At 53.9% G+C, this 20463-nt stretch carries 19 protein-coding genes; 15 read left to right on the top strand and 4 right to left on the bottom strand.

Going from position 1 to position 20463, the window contains the following annotated elements; translation table 11 throughout:
* Position 1 precedes the first annotated feature (1 nt).
* The 13 genes from VCU37_RS07480 (at position 2) to VCU37_RS07420 (ending at position 12731) form a co-directional block, all read left to right on the top strand.
* A complete protein-coding gene (locus VCU37_RS07480) occupies positions 2-1372 on the top strand; it encodes a UDP-N-acetylmuramoyl-tripeptide--D-alanyl-D-alanine ligase (protein WP_336250009.1) in 1371 nt (456 codons plus the stop codon).
* Positions 1369-2430, top strand: a complete 1062-nt coding sequence (gene mraY / locus VCU37_RS07475) for a phospho-N-acetylmuramoyl-pentapeptide-transferase (RefSeq protein WP_336250008.1) — start codon at positions 1369-1371, stop codon at positions 2428-2430. The genes VCU37_RS07480 and mraY overlap by 4 nt, the downstream gene beginning before the upstream one ends.
* Complete coding sequence (gene murD / locus VCU37_RS07470) at positions 2427-3731, top strand: UDP-N-acetylmuramoyl-L-alanine--D-glutamate ligase (RefSeq protein ID WP_336250007.1); 1305 nt, start codon at positions 2427-2429, stop codon at positions 3729-3731. The genes mraY and murD overlap by 4 nt, the downstream gene beginning before the upstream one ends.
* Entirely contained in the window at positions 3724-4872 is a 1149-nt protein-coding gene (locus VCU37_RS07465; RefSeq protein WP_336250006.1) for an FtsW/RodA/SpoVE family cell cycle protein, read from the top strand. Before murD ends, VCU37_RS07465 begins: the two co-directional genes overlap by 8 nt.
* Complete coding sequence (murG, locus tag VCU37_RS07460; protein ID WP_336250005.1) at positions 4865-5995, top strand: undecaprenyldiphospho-muramoylpentapeptide beta-N-acetylglucosaminyltransferase; 1131 nt, start codon at positions 4865-4867, stop codon at positions 5993-5995. The genes VCU37_RS07465 and murG overlap by 8 nt, the downstream gene beginning before the upstream one ends.
* A complete protein-coding gene (murC, locus tag VCU37_RS07455) occupies positions 5992-7458 on the top strand; it encodes a UDP-N-acetylmuramate--L-alanine ligase (RefSeq protein WP_336250004.1) in 1467 nt (488 codons plus the stop codon). The genes murG and murC overlap by 4 nt, the downstream gene beginning before the upstream one ends.
* An 8-nt stretch (positions 7459-7466) precedes the next feature.
* Complete coding sequence (locus tag VCU37_RS07450; RefSeq protein WP_336250003.1) at positions 7467-8288, top strand: cell division protein FtsQ/DivIB; 822 nt, start codon at positions 7467-7469, stop codon at positions 8286-8288.
* Between the two features lie 117 nt (positions 8289-8405).
* A complete protein-coding gene (gene ftsZ / locus VCU37_RS07445) occupies positions 8406-9596 on the top strand; it encodes a cell division protein FtsZ (protein WP_336250002.1) in 1191 nt (396 codons plus the stop codon).
* Complete coding sequence (locus VCU37_RS07440) at positions 9596-10297, top strand: YggS family pyridoxal phosphate-dependent enzyme (protein ID WP_336250001.1); 702 nt, start codon at positions 9596-9598, stop codon at positions 10295-10297. The genes ftsZ and VCU37_RS07440 overlap by 1 nt, the downstream gene beginning before the upstream one ends.
* 14 nt (positions 10298-10311) lie before the next feature.
* Positions 10312-10944, top strand: coding sequence for a cell division protein SepF (locus tag VCU37_RS07435; protein WP_336250000.1), 633 nt, complete (start codon positions 10312-10314; stop codon positions 10942-10944).
* Positions 10945-10978: 34 nt separating this feature from the next.
* Complete coding sequence (locus tag VCU37_RS07430; RefSeq protein WP_336250071.1) at positions 10979-11251, top strand: YggT family protein; 273 nt, start codon at positions 10979-10981, stop codon at positions 11249-11251.
* A 9-nt stretch (positions 11252-11260) separates the two neighbouring features.
* Entirely contained in the window at positions 11261-12289 is a 1029-nt protein-coding gene (locus VCU37_RS07425) for a DivIVA domain-containing protein (protein WP_336249999.1), read from the top strand.
* A 31-nt stretch (positions 12290-12320) separates the two neighbouring features.
* On the top strand, positions 12321-12731 hold the full coding sequence (locus tag VCU37_RS07420) for a hypothetical protein (RefSeq protein WP_336249998.1): 411 nt from the start codon (positions 12321-12323) through the stop codon (positions 12729-12731).
* A 445-nt stretch (positions 12732-13176) separates the two neighbouring features.
* On the opposite strand, the gene VCU37_RS07415 is transcribed toward VCU37_RS07420, so the two are convergent.
* The 3 genes from VCU37_RS07415 to ileS all read right to left on the bottom strand — a co-directional run bounded on the left by VCU37_RS07415 (position 13177) and on the right by ileS (position 17264).
* Positions 13177-13326, bottom strand: a complete 150-nt coding sequence (locus tag VCU37_RS07415; RefSeq protein WP_336249997.1) for a hypothetical protein — start codon at positions 13324-13326, stop codon at positions 13177-13179.
* A gap of 129 nt (positions 13327-13455) precedes the next feature.
* Positions 13456-14121 carry a hypothetical protein gene (locus tag VCU37_RS07410; protein WP_336249996.1) on the bottom strand — a complete coding sequence of 222 codons (666 nt, stop codon included), beginning with the start codon at positions 14119-14121 and terminating at the stop codon, positions 13456-13458.
* On the bottom strand, positions 14118-17264 hold the full coding sequence (gene ileS / locus VCU37_RS07405; RefSeq protein WP_336249995.1) for an isoleucine--tRNA ligase: 3147 nt from the start codon (positions 17262-17264) through the stop codon (positions 14118-14120). The genes VCU37_RS07410 and ileS overlap by 4 nt, the downstream gene beginning before the upstream one ends.
* A 234-nt stretch (positions 17265-17498) precedes the next feature.
* On the opposite strand from ileS, the gene lspA reads away from it, so the two are divergent.
* Together lspA and VCU37_RS07395 are read left to right on the top strand one after the other, a co-directional pair.
* A complete protein-coding gene (gene lspA, locus VCU37_RS07400; protein WP_336249994.1) occupies positions 17499-18053 on the top strand; it encodes a signal peptidase II in 555 nt (184 codons plus the stop codon).
* A gap of 2 nt (positions 18054-18055) precedes the next feature.
* Positions 18056-18979, top strand: coding sequence for an RluA family pseudouridine synthase (locus tag VCU37_RS07395; RefSeq protein ID WP_336249993.1), 924 nt, complete (start codon positions 18056-18058; stop codon positions 18977-18979).
* 52 nt (positions 18980-19031) lie between these two features.
* On the opposite strand, the gene VCU37_RS07390 is transcribed toward VCU37_RS07395, so the two are convergent.
* Positions 19032-20462, bottom strand: coding sequence for a cobyric acid synthase (locus VCU37_RS07390; RefSeq protein ID WP_336249992.1), 1431 nt, complete (start codon positions 20460-20462; stop codon positions 19032-19034).
* Position 20463 lies beyond the last annotated feature (1 nt).

The following is a 20463-nucleotide window of genomic DNA, read 5'->3' as shown; positions in this document are numbered from 1 at the left end:
GATGATTACCGTAACCCTGAATCACCTTGCCACCATTGTTGGTGGCCAGGTCCGTGACCCTGCCATTGCTGGTGAGCGGACGGTGCGTGGAGTCACGATTGATTCTCGTCAAGTGGCTCCCGGAGACCTGTTTGTGCCCATCATTGCTCAACGTGATGGTCACGACTTCGTTTCCCAAGCCATGGCGACAGGTGCTACGGGTTATCTCTGCCAGCAAGATCATGCCTTGGCAACTGCGCCAGATGCACCTAGTGGGGCCATTTTGGTTCCTGACACGGTTGAGGCCCTCACGAAGTTAGGGCAATGGCATCGTGACACCGTTGATCCGATCGTGGTTGGGGTTACTGGTTCGAATGGCAAGACCACGACAAAGGACTTGATTGCCGCAGCATTGGGGAGTGTAAAGCCGGTTGTTGCAACAAAGGGTAGTTTCAACAATGAACTCGGTTTGCCACTAACCTTATGCACCTTAACCGAAGATACTGAGGTGCTCGTGAGTGAGATCGGGGCTCGTGGCATCGGTCACATTAAGGCAGCTATGCCAATCTTACGGCCAAGCATTGGGGTAGTAACGACAATCGGAGCAGCTCATGTGGGGGCATTTGGTTCCGAAGCAGCCATTGCTGAGGCTAAGGGTGAACTTGTAGAAGCGCTGCCCCCTGAAGGTCTCGCTATTTTAAATGCAGATAATCCAGCCTGTGCGGAACTTGCTGGCCGTACCTCAGCACGCGTTCAAACGGTTGGTACAAAGACAACCGCAGACCTTCACCCTGACAACCTTTCCACCGATGCCCATGGGCGAGTGACCTTTTGCCTTGATGGCCAACTGGTTCGCGCCCCACTGCCAGGTATCCATCAGACAACCAATATGTTGGCTGCCATAGCCGTTGCTGACGCATTGGATATTCCAAGAATCCACAGCCTGCCTGCCTTGGCTCATGCGCGGGTTTCTCCAATGCGTATGGCATCGACAACGGTGGGGCAGGTTACGATCATCGACGATACGTACAACGCGAATGAAGGGTCGATTATTGCTGCCCTTGATACGTTAGCTGCCATACGTGCCCCCCGACGCATCGCAGTCCTGGGGATGGTTCATGACCTCGAAGACCAGCTTAAACCAACCTTGAGTCGGATCGCTCAGTACAGTGAAGACATCGGGATCGAGACGCTTGTCAGCGTCAATGCGCAGGGGCTCTACCGGGCTGGTCGCGATGACACACACGAAGCAGCATCGCTGGATGAAGCAGTCGATTTGCTTATCTCGTTGATTGGAACGCAGCCCGCCGTTGTTTTGGTTAAAGCAAGTCGAGCTGAAGGGCTCGAATACATTGTTTCCGCACTTACCACCCACTTGGAGCAGGCCGCATGATCGCCATCTTGCTTGCCACCGGCCTATCACTGATTTTGTCACTGATAGGCACACCGCTGGTTATTCGTTTTTTTAAGCGTCGAGAAATGGGTCAGCTCATCCGCGATGACGGACCCAAAAGCCATCAAACCAAACGAGGTACACCCACGATGGGTGGTATCGCCATCATCATAGCCACCGTAGTCGGCTACCTTGTTGCCACTGCATATTCAGGCAAACTCCTGAACCCAGGCGGTTTACTCGTTATAGGGACCTTTTTGGCCATGGGGCTCGTTGGTTTCATTGATGATGGCATCAAACTCATCAATCGACGCAACCTCGGGCTCAGCAGTAAAGCCAAGTTCCTCGGCCAAGCCATCGTGGCCCTACTCTTTAGTTTCGGCGCTCAGTATGTTGCCGACACAAGCACCCAATTAAGCTTCATCGGCCCCTTGCCCTATCTGGATTTTGGCCCATGGCTCTACCCATTTTTTTGCTTCTTAATCCTGGCAGCAACATCGAACGCGGTAAACCTTACCGACGGGTTAGATGGGCTTGCCGCAGGGTCAAGTTCGATGGTCTTTGGTGCCTATTGTGCGATCGCCTATTGGATTAGCCGGCACGGGGTATTAAGCCCTGGTTGTGCGGAGGGCTGCATCTATACCAACGCTGCAGTTATTCACGCAGATGTTGTTGCGATTGCCGCTGGTGCGGCTATGGGTGCCACCATCGGGTTTCTGTGGTGGAATGCCCATCCTGCGCATATTTTCATGGGTGACACAGGCAGTCTGGCTATTGGGGGGATGATGGCTGCACTTGCCGTGGTCACCGAAACAGAACTTCTCCTGATTGTGCTTGGTGGCCTGTTCGTGGTGGAGACCCTGAGCGTTATTTTGCAAGTCATCGTCTTTAAAGCATTCGGAGGGAAACGCCTCTTTAAAATGGCGCCTATTCACCACCACTTTGAACATGCCGGCTGGCATGAAAATCAGGTGATTGTTCGCTTCTGGATTCTTTGCGCCCTCTTTGTCAGTGTGACATTAGGCATCTTTTATGCCGATTGGTTGGCACGGCTATGAGCGATGAGTTAGCCGGTCGCGATAGCGCATCGTCCTCAATCACGCTTGTACTTGGCTTAGGCGCCTCGGCATTGGCTATGGTCAAGCGGCTGCGTGAAGTTGGACAACCGGTTCGCGTCTATTCAGACCAGCCGCCAGCAGATGACACCATACGGCAACGCTTCTCAGCTCAATCTGTTGGCACGATGTTTGGGGATACGGTCGATCTTGACCGACTCTTGGATGGGGTGACCTGTATTGCTCCCAGTCCGGCGTTTCCTCCGCACCATCGGGTACTGGCCAGGGCTGAAGCAGACGGTATCCCTATTGTCAGTGAACCCGAATTGGCTTGGCAGCTCTCCAATCACCACACCCGTCTCGTCGGGGTCACGGGTACCAATGGGAAAACAACCACTACCCAACTGATTGGGGCCGGACTGAGCGCCGCCTTTGGCCCCGTACCGCTATTGGGCAATATCGGGGTTCCACTCACCCAAGGACTCACCGATGATCTGGCTATCGGTGTCCTTGAGCTATCAAGTTTTCAACTTCACTATGCGCAAACATTGACCTGTGAGGTTGCCGTGATCACCAACCTTGCAGACGATCATTTGACTTGGCATGGCAATGCACAGGCCTACGGCAAAGCAAAGGCCACGATATGGGCCCATGCGAACGCTGTCGTCGTCTCATCCAAGGAGCACGCGGTGCTTGACCTCTTGGTCAAGTACCCACCGGTAGGAGAGGTAATTACCGTAGATCCTGATGCCTTCACCCTTCCTATTCAGTTACTCGGTTCCCACAACCGAGCGAACGCCGCACTCGCTCATGCGGCTTGCCTGGCGATGGGCGCCAATGAGGACGCAGTGAATACGGCTTTGGTTCGTGCCACCCCAGATGCTCACCGTATGCAAAGCTTGGGGCGTATCCATGGGGTCACCTTTATCAATGACTCCAAGGCGACCAACCCCCACGCCGCGATTGCGGCGATTCAAGAACTCACGCATGTTCATTGGATCATCGGCGGTGATAACAAAGGCGTAGCCTATGATGCCTTGATTCCATGGATGCGTTCGCGTGCCGTTGCGGTCTATGGGATTGGCACCAGTCATGAGGAGGTAGCCCGAGCTGCCCGAGCGGCCGGTGTCCCCGTTGAAGACCACCTCCACCTTGATGACGCCTTTGCAGCATTAACTCAACGGGTTCGACCTGGTGATACGGTGCTATTGAGTCCAGCAGCTGCTTCAACTGACCAGTTCACGAGCTATGCCCAACGTGGAGAACGCTTCGCACAGCTTGTCGGGGAGTTTGCCAATGCCTAGCCTTCGTCTCCATCATGCACTCCTGATCATCAGCGCGATGTTGGTGATCACCGGCATTGCGATGACGTTTTCAACCACCGTGGTCGCAGCCGCCAGTTACGGTGATCCCTTCAAAGAGGTCTATAAAGAAATCGGGGCGCTTTCAGTTGGGATTTTTGCCGCCATCGTGGTTGCCAAAGCTCGTATCGAACGTTGGCTACCGTTTGTCACGTTGTTAACGACCATTGGTATTGCAGCGATTTTTGTCGCTAAGTTTTTTGGACCTGATATCAACGGGGCCAACCGTTGGCTTCCGCTTGGCAGCGCCCTCCGGGTTCAGCCCAGTGAGTTTGTTCGCGTGATTTTGCCCGTCTACGTTGCCCTCTACCTCAGTGAGCGGGATGAAGCCGTTAAAGCAGGGAAAGACATCAACAAGATTCCTCTGCTCTTTATTATCCCGGCCACCATAGGGGTCATAATCAGCCCCGATCTCGAAGGAGCCATATTGATGGCACTTGTCGGGATGATTCCGTTAATCCTTGCCGGTTTAAACTGGCGGTTGGTGACGTCCATGGGGATCGTCGGTGTCGCAGGAACCATTGCAGGCCTGTTTTTTACGGGCCGCGCCTACCGGCTTGAACGTATTAAAGAGTGGATTGGTGGGGGAGAAGAGCCCATCACCAGCCAGGTGATGCAAGGGATGATGGCAATCAACCGTGGAGGCTTATTTGGGGTGGGCCCAGGGGCCGGTCAAAGTCAATGGGGCCGAGTGCCAAACCGCGATACCGACTTCATTTATGCCGTTATCGGTGAAGAATACGGGGTTGTCGGTGCACTCATTATTATTGCGCTCTTTGTCGGCCTTTTAGTCATTGGATACAAACTTTGGAAAGGCCACCCCACACCCTTTGGTCGCTATGCCGGTCTCGCCTTGGCCATCGGGATTAGCTTGCAAGCGTTCATCAATATGGCTTCGGTTGTTGGGGTCATTCCGGTCACGGGGTTGACGTTGCCACTTATCAGTACGGGCGGCAGTTCCAAGGTCGCTGTCCTTTGTGCACTCGGGTTGTTGTATCGCCTATGCACGCAGTGGGATAGCCAGAATGAAATGCTCCCGGTGCCAACACCACTAACCAGTATTGCTGAGGAATCTGATGTCTGATCCATCACCCACGGTGCTTATCGCTGCTGGCGGTACTGGTGGTCATATTTTCCCTGGTCTCGCAACCGCAGATGCAATCCGCGCACTTCGACCAGATATCCACATTGAGTTTGTCGGAACCAAGGATCGTATGGAAGCCACCCTGGTCCCAGATGCGGGGTATCACCTCAATACCGTCGATGCGATGGCGTTACCGCGTAAAACGGACCCAAGAATCCTGCGGTTGCCCTTTGTGTTGGGTAAATCGGTCCATGCCGTTAGCCAGATAATGCAACGCCACCATGTCATCGCGGCGTGTGGATTTGGCGGCTATACCTCGGTTTCGCTAGGACTTGCAGCTCGCCTGCATCGCATACCGTTGGTAATCCATGAGCAAAATGCAGTTCCTGGGGTCACCAACAAGGTGTTAAGTCCGATTGCAACTCGAGTTGTGGGCACGTTTGAAGCCACGATGGATGCGATGCATAAACCACGTTCTGGGGCCATTGGCAACCCGGTACGGACAGCATTTGCTGAGGCCATAACTACGACAAGAATGCGTGACCGTGGGGCGATCTATGCCCGATTTGGTCTGACCCCTGACCGAAAAACGATCGTTGTTTTTGGCGGCAGCCAAGGGGCAAAAGCTATCAATAATGCGATTATTGCCGCTGCAAATAACCTCACAAACCCTGAGCAACTTCAGATTCTCCATGCCACTGGTGAACGCACCTTTGACGATATTCGGCGTGCCTGGGATCTACCCGCCCAAGGACAGATTCAAGTGCGTGTGCTCCCATTTATTGCCGACATGGCAGACGCCCTCCAGATCGCTGATGTGGTTGTCTGCCGGTCTGGTGCATCAACCTTGGCTGAACTCACCGTCATGGGCCTTCCCGCCATTTTGGTGCCCTACCCCCACGCCACGGGTAACCACCAATTTGCGAATGCACAGGCAATGACGCAAGCCCAGGCTGCGATCTTAATTGAAGACACGTCCCTCGATGGCCCCCGCTTAGCCGATACGATCGAACAAACCTTGGAACCACGCACAAATGCACGTATGCGCCACGCGAGTGCCAAGCTTGGTCGACCAAATGCAGCCCGTGATCTGGCCCAGATACTTTTGGAGGTATCCCGATGAACCCGGTGACAACAAATGATGATGGGTTAAGCCCCGGTGAGGGATTCACTGATCCTGCAACCTTGTCCTTAGGGCCAGACACCCGTATCCATCTGATTGGGATTGGCGGATCGGGCATGAATGGGCTTGCACAGCTTTTAATTGAACGGCACATCCCTGTGTCTGGGTCGGACCTGCGCGGGGGCATGGTCTGTGATGTACTGACATCAATGGGGGCTACCGTGCATGTGGGACATGCGGCCAAGTACGTTGAGGGTGCAGACATTGTGGTGGTTTCAAATGCTGTTCCTCGCACAAACGTAGAACGTCAGTGGGCTCATGACCATGGCATACCTGTTATCTTGCGTGCAGATCTCCTCAACCTTTTGATGCGGGGGAACCGTCGAATCCTCATTAGTGGAACGCATGGGAAAACTACGACAACGGCCATGACCACCCGTATTCTGCAAGCCGGAGGACTAGACCCGTCATTTGCTATTGGGGGTGCGCTACACGCTGGTGGAAATAGTGCCCATCATGGCAGCTCAGACGTATTCGTTGCTGAAGCTGATGAGGCGTTCCGTTCCTTTATCCGTTTGCGAGGTGACTGCATCGTCGTGACGAATATTGAGATGGACCACCACGATGTATTTAGTGATGAAGCAGCACTGCACACTGCATTCAAACGCTTTATTGAAGTAAGTAATCCAGATGGGCCTCTATTGATCTGTGCTGACGATCCGGGATCAGCCACCTTTGGTCAAATGCTTCGCAAGGAAACGGCCTACACCATCGCCACCTATGGCACAACGGATGGGGTTGATGTGCAAATAACCGATATTTCGCACACTGAAACCGGGGGATCGTCCTTCACGATCACTGACCACACCGGCCTACTTCCTGAACCGATTTCGGTGACGGTCGCCGTTCCAGGTCGTCATAATGTTCTTAATGCGACGGCAGCGCTCATGGCAGCCACCTGGGCCGGGGCAGATTGGAAAACCGGCGCTGAAGGGCTAACGGCATTCACTGGTGCCGCTCGTCGTTTCCAGTACTTGGGAAGTGCAAAAGGTATTCGTGTTGTGGATGACTATGGGCACCACCCCACTGAATTAGAAGCAACCGTGCAAGCTGCAAAACAGGCCAACCCCGACGGGCGGGTTGTGGCACTCTTCCAACCCCACCGCTATTCACGCACACAGGCAATGGGCAAGGCATTGGGTGTCGCGCTAGCCGATGCTGATCTTGTGATTGTGACTGATATTTATGCCGCCGGTGAAGCTGCTGTTCCCGGGGTGACGGGTGCCCTTGTCGCCGATGGGGTTAAAGAAGCCGGAGGAAATGTCCGGTTCCTACCCGATCGTTCAACGCTTCTTGATGTGGTTGCCGGGGTTGTACAGCCTGGTGACTTACTCCTGACGGTGGGTGCGGGCGATGTGACTGAATTTGGCCCGCAGCTACTTGATCATCTGGATGGTCGCTAAGGACAATGATGGCTATCCGTGATCGCTTCACCCGAGAACATGTTCCGATCGAAGACCAACACGAAGCCTTCCGCGAACAAGCAAAACGCCGAGCCCAAGAACGTGCTCGGCGGCGCCGGAATAGACTTATTCCAGTCGGAATTGCCCTGGTCACCGTCACACTTATTGGCCTGTTCTTGTACTCGCCACTGACTGCGGTAGCCAATATTGAAGTCTTTGGTGCCATTAGTGATAGCCAACGGACGGCAACCCAAACCCAACTTGATGGGTTAATTGGGCGTCAGATGATCAATTTAGATGTAAGCGAAGTGAACAACCTTGTCTTACGGCAACGATGGGTAGAAGCAAGCACTACAACGAAGCACTGGCCGCAGACGATCAATATTCAATTAGCGGTTCGTGAACCCGCGGTTGTGGTCAATGCCCCCACCGGAGAATGGGCCATGGACAATAAGGGCTTTCTTATTGGGCCTGCCGATGCAACGATGAGTCACCTTGTCCGGGTACAAACACAGCGGCCGATTTCTGAAACCGATGCCGTTGGCACACCCGGTCTCATTGCCGCAGCTAAAGCCGTTGAAGTATTCCCACCCTCTATCACAGATTATGTAACCCAATGGTCAATCGATGAGGCTCAAGGTCTTGTGATCGATATGAAGCCGGAGGGGATGGGTGCGTTGAAATCGGTACAGGTTGTTGTTGGGGATGCGGAAGATATTCCCTATAAGACATCTGTGATTGAAGCGGTAATACAAGACATTGCAAAGTCTGGGCAGAGTTCAAGCACGATTGATGTGCGCGTTCCCTCTCGGCCAGTAGTTAAAGGTTGACGATTTCTCCTTCAACTCGTACAGTCTATGGGGTAGAAGTTTACATAATCTTAAACCTCTAGTAGAGGGTTAAGGTTGTGAGTGAGCAATTATTCCCCCAACTAAGGAGTCAACCCCGTGGCTGCACCGCAGAACTACCTGGCCGTGATCAAAGTCGTCGGCATTGGTGGCGGCGGCGTCAACGCTGTGAACCGAATGATTGAATCAGGCCTCAAGGGGGTCGAATTCATTGCGATTAACACCGACGCCCAAGCCCTGCTTATGAGTGATGCTGATGTCAAACTTGATGTCGGTCGAGAATTAACCCGTGGTCTTGGCGCTGGTTCAAAACCCGAAGTAGGGGAAAAGGCTGCCGAAGACCACCGTGATGAGATCGAAGAGGTCTTAAAGGGCGCTGACATGGTATTCGTTACCGCCGGTGAAGGTGGCGGAACGGGTACAGGCGGCGCACCCATCGTTGCTGATATTGCAAAAAGCCTCGGTGCATTGACGATCGGTGTTGTCACCAAGCCATTTCTCTTTGAAGGTCGTCGCCGAGCGATGCAAGCTGAAAGTGGTATCGAACGGCTTGCCGCTGCGGTAGACACGTTGATTGTCATTCCCAATGAACGCCTCCTCGAAATTGCTGAACCCGAAGCCAGCATGTTAGAAGCATTCCGTTTGGCTGATGATGTGCTATTGCATGGCGTGCAGGGCATTACCGATCTGATTACAACCCCTGGGTTGATCAATACGGACTTTGCTGATGTGAAGACCGTCATGCTTGATGCCGGCACGGCCACGATGGGTGTTGGTAAGGCCCGTGGTGAAGGGCGTGCCCGTCAGGCAGCTGAATTGGCTATTGCAAGTCCGTTACTTGAGGCTTCGATGGATGGTGCCCGTGGCGTCCTGTTAACGATTGCTGGTGGCTCAGACCTTGGCCTCCATGAAGTGAATGAGGCTGCCGCTGCAGTTCAAGAACATGTCGATCCAGACGGCAATATTATCTTTGGCACCGTGATCGATGATTCCCTCGGTGATGAGGTTAAGGTCACGGTTATTGCAGCAGGCTTTAATGAAGCACACCAGGCTCCACGACGTTCAGCACCCAGTGCCGAACCGCGGACCGCTGGCAGTGCCCCACGGACCAGCGCACGCACCGCACCGGTTCAAGAATTTGCCAGCCGGTCAGTTCGTGTTGATACCCCGCCGCCTATCCCTTCAATCTTGGATGATGATGAGGATGAGGATGACGTCTTCCGTGCCCCAGCGGCATCAAGACCCTCTGATGACGGTGGCGACTTGGATATCCCATCCTTCTTGCGCTAATGATTACCCCCCAGGTATCACCAACTGACGGTCAGGAGACACTTGACCGTCTGGCTCTGGTGTACCAACACGTTCAAACCGCAGCTGAACAAGCTGGCCGTCGGATGGCTGACATTACCGTAGTGGCGGTGAGCAAGGGCGTTGATGCGGCGCTCGTTGGTACCGCCCGTCTCGCAGGTCAGCTTGATTTTGGTGAGGCACGAGCCCGAGACCTTAAAGCTCGTCTTGACCATCCAGCACTGGCCCGATCACGATGGCACTTTATTGGGCAATTACAACGTAATGATGTACCTAAAGTGGTTGGTAATGTTGCAGTCATCTATAGCGTAGATAATCCCGAACTCGGGCGGGCAATTAGTGATGAAGCCTTACGGAAAGATCGCCTCCAACGCTGTTTTATTCAGGTCAATATTGACCGAGACCCTGCAAAAGCTGGGGTCGAACCCGATAAGGCTGCGGATTTGATTGCCCGATTGCGAACCTATGACGGCATCAGTATTCAAGGGTTAACAACGGTTGGATCGAAACAGGTCGATCCCCATGAAACGTATGGTCGCTTACGTGACTTACGCGATGATCTGCGTGCCCGGTGGCCAGAACTTATCCACCTTTCGATGGGCATGAGCAACGACTATGAAACCGCTATAGCCAATGGGGCCACCGTCTTACGAGTCGGTCGAGCCATCTTTGGCGAACGCTAGCTTACGGAGCGGATATGGCTATTAACTGGAAACAATTCTTGTATCTCATCGGCTTCTATAACAAGTTGGAAGACGATGATCAGTATGCAGACTACGACGATGGATCAGAGCTATTGGAGAACTGGGATGAGCCAGAACCCCAGCCTCTGCCATCAAATGTACGTCGGCTCCCCAACGCGGCTGATGCTCACATGAGCGCGGTTGACCATCAACCTGTCCGTCGCCAAGCTCCTCAACAAGGGCAGCAGCCTCCCCATGGTCGTCGCCCTGTTGAACAGCGTCAACAGCCCGCTCATGTTCCCCCGACAGGAACGGTGAATGTCATAAGTCCTGTTGGGACCCGACCCCAACCTCAAGAATCTGGCCCTCGTATCACCGATGAGGTTGCGGTTGTGGCGCCTGAGGTCTTTAACGATACTGAAGAAATCGGGGAGTACATTCGGAAAGGGCGCCCGGTACTGATCAATATGCAAGGGACAGATGACCGTGAAGCTCGACGTATCCTGGACTTTGCTGCCGGGGTTTGCTTCGGTTTACGTGCCTCGTTCGAAGCGGGTGTGCCACGGGTATTCTTAGTCGTTCCTGCTGATGTCAAGCTCTCAAACGAGGCGAGGCAACGGCTTCACGATCGCGGTTTGTTAGCCTAAGTACGCTGGAGTATTCGTACTTAGGAGGTATGTGATGGCCTATATTGGCATGTTCTTACACTACGCCATTCAGTTTTTTGTGATTGCGTTGATCGTTCGAGTCATCTTTTCATGGATACCCGAGCCACCATCACCCTTAGACAAGGTAGACGATTTGGCCACTGCAATGACCGAATGGGCATGTGGCCCTATTCGTCGTCTCATTCCACCTGTACCAATGGGTGGAATTGCGCTTGATCTCTCAGTATTAGTGGTATTTTTCTTGGCTCAAGGAGCCAACCAACTGGTTTCGTTGGTGTTCTATTAGGAGCTGACTATGCGCCCTGAAGATGTTCTCCATGTGGAGTTTTCAACCCAGCCTCGCGGCTTTAATCAAGATGAGGTCCGTGCTCATTTGCAACAGGTCGCGGTGGCCCTTCGTGATGCGCAGGAAAAGGCGGTTGAAGCTGAAGGTACCGCCCACGATGTGATGGGTGATTTGCAACAGGCGTTAGAGCAGTTGCGTGCCTATGAGGGAGTTGATCAGGGGCCTGCCCGTCGTGACCAAACGGAGCAGATCCCACGAGTTCATCCTGGTGAACGTGGAGCGCCTGGCGCTGATGATGCCGGGCAAGTCTCTGGGCTCCAGCAACGGGTTGTGCAACTTGAACGTGAATTACGTGAAGCACATGCACGTGTTGAACATGCCGAAGTTCGGGCAAAGCAAGCTGAAACGATGGCATCAGAAGCGGTTGAGAGTGAACAGCTTTTGAAACGTACGTTGGTGATGGCCCAACGTACGGCGGATGCGGCGATTGCTGAGGCACGGGCTGAATCATCTCGGTTGCGTACTGAAGCGGCCGATGCCGCCCAGCATGTTCGCCAAGAGGCTGACGAGTACGCTGCTCGTGTTACGAGTGAAGCCGAGGAGCGTGCGGCCAGGGTTACGCGTGAGGCGGATAGTGCCGCGAAGCAAACGACAGAAGATGCCAAGGCAGAAGCTGAGCGGGTGACCGCCGAAGCCAATACGGCTGCGCAGGAGGCACGTGATCTTGCCCATGATGATGCGGCCAAGATGCGGGCCATTGCCAATGCAGTGCGTGAGGAAGTGACGGCTCAGGCTCGTACGATTGCCCAGTTACGGCGCACCTACGCTGCCCAAGCTCGTGCCGCGATTGAGGACCATGTCGCCGCCTTTAGTGAGTTAGCTCATCTTCCGGACCTTCCAGAAGAATTGGCCGCACAAGCAGATACCTATGTCGATTCGTCAGGGTGTTCGCCGCATGACCGGGAACAATCACTGAATGAAGCCGTCGGCTCAGGCTCATCCCCCTCACAAGAGGAGCAGGAGTCAAGCGACGACTGAGATGAATACGCTCCGGTCTCCAGGGAGTTGGATGGTGGTAACTACGGTTGCCACCATCATTGCATGTACCCACCCTATCGGTGCTATCTGTTCTATCCTTGGGGCGCTTGCGGTGGTGATTACCACGATGCTGCCACCCAGCCAAAGGGACGATTATGCAACACAGTCCGACCAATCCGGGTTGCCTGAGGTTCAAGGTGACCACGCCATGGGATCTTCTGCATTATCGCCGGCACTCATTCAAGGACCGGTTGTTGTGCGGGAACGAACAGGGAGAACCATCCGGCCCCACACCACACCGCCTATCACGCCAGCAGTCGTGGTACCAGGTATCGCCTCCGGGAAAGACGCAACTCATCAAGCGATTCGACGCAAACGGGCTGCACTCCGTGCCGGGCGCGAAGACACCATTCCGATGGTTCGAGGACGCCGCCAACCATAGGTGAGCTGGCATCATCTAAACAAGGTTGACGATAAAGGGGCTTGTGGACCTGAGGATAGATAGGTTCCCTATCTGATCAAATAATGACCGAGCGACTATTGATTGTAATAGCCGCTCGGGTTGCGTGATCTATTGTATTTGCTTACGCCGCTGCTTGGAACGTGCCAAAGTACAGGCAGAAATATGCAGATAAAGCCAAGCAGATCAGTGTGATCACAACACGTAAAACGGAAGCATTTTGCCATGAACAGTTATTTACTAGATAACGCTTCAAGGAAGTAAAAGGATTGAAATGTGTCTCTTGATTTGTTTGTAGGTCAGTAGACATCTTCATCACCTATTGGATGAAATAGAGCACCATCAGGAAGATGAACGTTACAAGGAAACCATCAGCGACTGCGACGAGCATTCGAGCCGGGTAGCGCTTAAACAATACATTCATGGGTTACCCCTTAAATGCTTGGAGCAGATTAATCAGCCCCATTGCTGCAATGATCCCAAGAAAACCTCCCAGAATCATTGGGAAGATCAACGCCCATTCAAGCATGAAATCAGTGAACGAGATGGTTCCCTTTTTTGGTGACAACTTAGACATACAACTGCCTTTCTCCATCAATGATGTTCGGCTCCGCGTTCTGTCATGAATGAGGAACCACAGACTGTTGTTGGAGCGCCTCGCGCTCATTCCATTGTGTCTTTTCTTGGCCTATGGAACCAGTTTTTGTTACACAATTTCCGTACTGCCCGCTCCCAGCATGACGGGTGAGCCAGAATCTTGGCGGGCACCACGACGGGCAGCTTTTTCAAGCGGATTACGCCCATAGCCAAACGCTAGCTGGCACCACCAATACAACGGGCCAAAGGCGAGCCCCAGGCGTTCGGTCTGGCGGGTGTGTACGGTTTCGTGACGGATAAGGTCTTCAGGAGGTTCCGGCTCGGTGTAGAGCTGGCTATGCCCAAAGGTGATAGCCGACACATTAATGCGGTTCAGGTGGTTGCCGAACCATCCGCCGATTGCTCGCCACTGTACGGTGCCATTCGTAACGACGGGCTTGCCACCACTCAGCAAACCCAAGGTGCTACCAACCAACGTGATAGGGGCTGCCCACAGATAGGCAACCAGCTTCGATGGACCGCTCGGCTCGCGAGGTACCCAAGCCCCAAGGTCGCGTACCCACATCGGTTCATTAAGGCGGGCAACCATATGCGGGTTCGGGGTAACCCCAATTTGTGGGGTTCTGGCGACCAAGGCCCAGCCGCGCGGTGACTCCTCGCCCTCTCTCACATCGATTGGTTCAACCGCGGTTCGGGCTCGCAACCCTTCACGCACAACCATCGCACCCATACCCAAGGTGGCAAGGACGAGGACCCATTTCAGTAGCGTTTTCATGAACTGATCCTAATACCGATGCTGAGCGGTTGATCGGCAATAGTGATCGGTCCATCGGTCACGTCGGTGACATTCAACGACACCGCCAACGTTTCTGCCTGAATAGTGGCGGTATGCGTGGTGATAGCCTCCGCAAGTTGCCCTGTGGCACCCAATGTCAGGTCAATCCGGTCGGCCAGGTCTAACCCGTCATCCTTGCGCTGGTTGTTCACCGCACGAATAACCTCACGGGCCAAACCTTCGAGGCGCAGCTCAGGTGTGATCTCGGTGCGCAAGGCAACACTCATCCCAATCTCACTCGCCACCTGCCAGCCTTCACGACCCTCTTCAATAATCTGAATCATCGTTGGCGCAATCTCGTGGCTGGAACCATCAGGAAGCGTCACTGACACCGGCCTATTCGCCGCGCAGGCATCAACAACCCCTGGTGGATCAAGTTCGGTGATCGCCTTCGCAACAACCGGTGTCTGCTTACCAAACACCGTGCCCAGTTCACGGAAGTTCGCTTTAAGCGTGTATTTAACACTGTCTTGTGCCCCTGGCGCACTCAACGTTAATGACTTGATGTTCAGTTCTTCGGCTACGACATCTTGCACCAGATCCCAATCGGTCTGGTCTGCCACCGTCACAACGGCTTCTGGCAGCGGCTGGCGGACACCAATTTGTACATCATTGCGTGCCCGCAGCCCCAAGGTGACGGCTGAACGCGCACCGCGCATCGCGCGTTGTAACGCCGCATCGCGCATCTGCTCGTCGGGTGTTGGGAAGGGGAGGAGATGCACACTTGACGGGGCGTGCTCATCAACGGTCAACACCAGATTCTCGTATAAGGCTTCTGCTGTGAACGGAATAAAGGGGGCAAGCAGCGCCGTCAGCGTAACCAGGCACTCATGCAAGGTTGCAAAGGCAGCCTGTTTGTCTGCACTGTCACCTTCTGCCCAGAACCGGGCCCGAGAACGCCTGATGTACCAGTTACTCAGCCCGTCTACAAAGGCTTCGAGGGCTCGTCCGGCGTTTGTGGCGTCATAATGCTCAAGGCTCGTATCAACGGTGGATACAAGATCAGCCAACTCGGCCAAAATCCAGCGGTCCATCACTGAACGTTCGGTTCGTTCAGGGGCGTGACTTGTCGCTGGTGTCCAGCCATCAATCCGTGCGTAGGTTACAAAGAAGTAATAGGAGTTCCAGAGGGTCGAGAAGAACCGGCGACTAATCTCCTTGAGTGGCTCGTCACCCACCCGACGGTTCGTCCACGGACTGCCGTCGGTGAGCATGAGCCAACGCAACGGATCAGCTCCAAAGGTATTAACAACTTCCCAGGGGTCCAAGATATTGCCCTTGGACTTACTCATCTTCTTGCCTTCAGCATCAACGATGTGGCCGAGGCAACTGACACTCTTGTACGAAACCTTGTCAAAAAGGGCAACACTCTCGGCCATCAGCGAGTAGAACCAGCCACGGGTCTGGTCAATCGCTTCGGAGATATAGTCGGCTGGAAACGCTGCTTCAAATGCCTGTTCACTGCCTGGAACCCAGGGATACCCGAATTGCGCAAAGGGCATTGCTCCAGAGTCATACCAGGCATCGATGACGTCTGGTACACGTTTCAGTTCACCACGGCCTTCTTGGGAGGGAATGGTGATCTCGTCGATATAGGGCCGGTGCGGGTCCATGCCGGTGAGGTCACGTCCGGTGCGCTCACTTAGTTCGGCTAAGGAACCAATCACGACAACTTCTTCGCCGTCATCAGAACGCCAAATCGGCAGCGGGGTACCCCAATACCGGGTACGTGACAAGGCCCAGTCGATGTTATTGCGCAACCATTCACCATAGCGCCCATCGCGGATATGTTCGGGGTGCCAATCAACCCCAGCATTCTCTTCGAGCATCCGGTCACGGAAGACCGTTGTCCGGACATACCAGCTGGGGGTGGCGTAGTAGATGAGCGGATTCTTACAGCGCCAACAGAACGGATAGGAGTGCTCATATTGTTTATGCGCGATCAGTAATCCAAGGGCCCGTAAATCCTTGATAATGGCCTTGTCAGCATCTTTCACAAACTCACCAGCATGGGCGGGTACTTGTTCGGTAAATCGGGCATCGGGGCCAACCGGATTAATCAGGTCAAGGCCGTGGGCGAGTACAACTGCGTGGTCATCAGCACCAAATGCCCCTGCCTGATGGACCAAACCTGTACCACTTGTTGTGGTCACAAAGTCAACATCAACGACATAGCGAGCCGACTGCAAATCCTCAAAGGGGGCACGGTAACGAGTCCCCAACAGTTCATCGACGGGCACATCACGGATAATCTCAACATCTTCACCGAGCACGCTTTGGGCGAGTTCAGCCGCAATGACGACGGGGTAATCGTCACCAACTTGCTTGGCCAGCACGTAGTGGATGTCGTTGCCAATACCTACGAGCATGTTCGCATACAGCGTCCATGGGGTCGTTGTCCAGATGGCAAGGGAGGCACCGGCATCTTTTAAAGCGCCGTCACTGATGACCGGGAAACGGACGTACACGCTGGGGTCCGTCGTGATGTCATAGCCCTGGGCGACTTCATGGTCACTGAGGGCTGTTCCACATCGCCCGCAATAAGGCACAACCTTGTGGCCTTCATAGATATTGCCACCATCAAAGAGGGTTTTGAGGCTCCACCACACGCTCTCTACGTAGTCATTGGTCATCGTCCAATAGGACTTGTCAAGATCAACCCAGTAGCCAACGCGATTGGTCAGTGCATGCCATTCCTCAACGTAGGTTTGCACACTCTCGCGACATTTCTTGTTGAATGCCTCAATGCCGTATTGCTCAATCTCCGGCTTGCTCTTTAAGCCGAGTTCTTTTTCTACGCCAAGTTCAACAGGAATACCGTGGCAATCCCAGCCGCCGGTACGAGGAACGTAGTACCCCTTCATCGTGCGGTATCGCGGATAAATATCCTTAAACACGCGGCTTTCGACGTGATGCACACCAGGCTTACCGTTGGCTGTTGGCGGCCCTTCATAGACAACAAACCGTGGCCCATCAGCATTGGCATCCAGTGTGGCTTGAAAGGTTTGTTCCTGTTCCCACTTTTCTAAGATGCGCTCTTCAAGGGTACGTTGCTGGAGGTTCTGTTCGACTGGATGAAACACGCGGATTCCTTTGAATTAATGAGACCGGCATCGTACCTGAACTTGGCAGGGTCTACCGTTTCCTTGCACCAATTATGAAACGGGCCGCACCGTGTCCTGTAGTAAGCAAGGTCAGTGCAGCGTTGATGTATTAGCCACAGCATGATCACGGTTGGGTGCCCAAAGCTACTGAATTCACAGATTGGCGGAAAGCTTAACCAAAGGGTTACCCAAGTTCGGGCACAATTGGTGCCTATGAATGATGCTCAAGCCCAACGCACTCGCCTCATGACCATTATCACGCTGGTCGTTTTTGTACTGTGGGTTGCCATAGACCAGATCAGTAAGTTCTGGGTACTGGACACGTACGAAGACGGGGGACTGTTGAATCTCGACTGGGTCATCGTCCATCTTGTTTGGAATCCCGGTGCGGCGTTTAACTTGCCCATGCCTACCCCAGTCATACAAGGGGCCGTTGCGCTGTTGGCTGCATTCCTTATTGCCAGGGCACTTCCAAAAACAAACTCAGTTATCTTGGCCGTTTGTTATGGGGCGATTCTGGGTGGGGCGCTTGGGAATCTAATCGATCGGTTTATTCACGACGGCAAGGTCGTTGATTTTATTGATTTAAACTTCTGGCCCCTCCAGAGCTTCCCTGTCTTTAATGTTGCTGATATTGGGATCAGTGTTGGCACATTTATTGTGATTATTGGTGTTGCGCTGCATGACTATTTGAACCGTCCAAGTGTTGAAGACAAGCCAGTCCGCGAAATTGTTAGTGAAGAGACCGATCGAGGCATCGGTGAATAGCGATGGATGAACAGGAGTGGGTTGTCACTGAAGACTTCGACGGACAGCGGGTTGACGCGTTTCTTGCAGCATCAACAGGGTCGAGCCGAGCGCTTGTCCAACAGCTCATCCAAGCTCAATTAGTAGGGATAGATGGGGCGGTTGTCGCCAAGAGCGAGAGGGTGCGTACCGGTCAGGTTGTCTCTATAACAGGAACCTTGCCCGAAGCCACGAAACCACAACCACCAGTTGTTGACATTGTCTATGCTGACAAGGACATCATGGTGGTCAACAAGCCTCCCGGCTTAGCGGTTCACGATGGGGCAGGGGTTCGAGTGGCTACCTTGGTTGATGCGCTCATTGCCCAGGGAATGCCACCTTCAGGTGGGCCCGAACCAGACCGGCCTGGCATTGTGCATCGCATAGACCGCGACACGAGCGGATTATTAGCCGTAGCCCGGACCCAAGCGGGGTATGACTGTCTGCGGCCTCAGTTTCAACACCATTCCACCCATCGTGAGTACTGGGCTCTTTGCCAGGGGGTATTAGATCCACCCTCAGTGACGATTGACGCACCAATTGTGCGGTCTCCATCAAAGCGCACTACCTACACAACGGGTGAAGGTGGCCGTCCAAGCGTCACCCATGTGAGTACGTTGGCAACCCACCAGGTACGGGTCGGGGCTGAGTACCGCGATATTTCTGAAGTTATTGTGACGCTCGAAACCGGACGTACCCATCAAGTTCGCGTACATCTCCGGGCGCTTCATCTCCCACTAATTGGAGACGAGGCCTATGGAGCTGATATGCGCCTGGCGAAAAAGCTCGGTATCACACGGCAGGCCCTGCATGCTCGCCGTCTTACCTTTACGGGCATGGATGGGGAGACACTTGATTTTGAATGTCCAATCCCAGACGATCTCACCGTGATCCATGAAGTTCATTAAGGTGTTGGGTCAGAAGCATTTTTTCGCGCCTACCCCAACACCTTAATCTCGTTTACCTGAAGGGGAGTGCTGACAAGTCGAGGTACTCCTCGAAGGCGTCAGCAACGCGATCCAAGCTGGCAAGACGAGCCGTATCGTGGTTGTACGCACCCGGTGTGAAGTCAAGGCCGCGGATAGCTGCAACTTCAGATAAGAACGCGGCACGGGTGGCGTCATCATCTAAAAATCCGTGCCACCCCGTTCCAAAAATGTGGTCATTACGCCACATCGGTCGGTCATTGTCAGGATGTATACGGCCATGACGGATTTCATATCCGGATCCAGGAAGGTTGAATACATCGTTGTACCCCGCGACCTGTCGCACAAGTTTGGTTGGCTCAAATGTCGTATGAATAGGTAACAACTGTAATCCCTCACTGGTGCCACCTCCCTCAATAGCGTCTGGATCTTCAATCCATTGACCAAGCATTTGAAGGCCACCACAAATCCCAAGAATCGGGTCACCAGACTCGGCACGAGCAAGGAGCGCATCGGCAAGCCCTTGTGCTCGGAGCCAGGCTAAATCAGCCTGAGTTGCTTTCGTGCCGGGGAGTACCGCAAGATCAGCGGCGCGAATGAGTGCTGGGTTCGTGGTAAAGACCACACTCACCCCAGGCATGGCTGCAATTGCATCGAGGTCAGTGAAATTTGATATGCGGGGGAATCGCACAGCCGCGATGACCAAACCATCCTGGCTGATAGGTGGGCCGCCATCTTTATTGGTGATACCAAGCGAATCTTCTGCATCAATGAGTAGTCCATTGAGATGCGGAATAACACCGAATACCGGTACCTGTGTTTGGGCAGTTAGCGCGCGGATACCGGGGTCGAGCAGCGTGGGATCGCCACGAAAATTATTGATTATAAAGCCAGTTAACCGTTCTCGGTCAGCTTCACTGACAATCGCCCAGGTGCCATAGAGGGAGGCAAATACCCCACCGCGTTCAATATCTCCTACACACCAAACGGGGAGGTCAGCCATTTCTGCAAGACCAAAATTGACGAGATCTCGCTCTCGAAGGTTGATTTCGGCTGGACTCCCCGCACCTTCACAGATCACGACATCGTAGTCTGCACGAAGCGTATTTAACGCATCAAGCACAATGGGGCGTAAACGGGGAATGAGGTCGCCGTAGTCGCGCGCATTCGTGTCTTGAAGCGGCTCACCCATGACGACGACCTGGCTTGTGGTATCGCTATTGGGTTTAAGGAGAACGGGGTTCATCACTGCTTCAGGCGCAAGGTTCGCCGCAAATGCCTGCATCGCTTGCGCTCGGCCAATCTCTGCGCCTGAGGCGGTTACGGCGCTGTTATTGGCCATATTCTGGCCCTTAAAGGGTGCGACACGTACCCCACGTCGCGCCAGCAGCCGACAAAGGCCAGCTACAACAAGACTCTTACCAGCATCACTGGTCGTGCCGGTAATGAGTAGTGCCTCACCCACG

It is taken from the genome of Stomatohabitans albus (assembly GCF_036336025.1).
GTDB classification, from domain to species: domain Bacteria; phylum Actinomycetota; class Nitriliruptoria; order Euzebyales; family Euzebyaceae; genus Stomatohabitans; species Stomatohabitans albus.
This window is presented reverse-complemented; position numbering and strand designations above follow the sequence as displayed.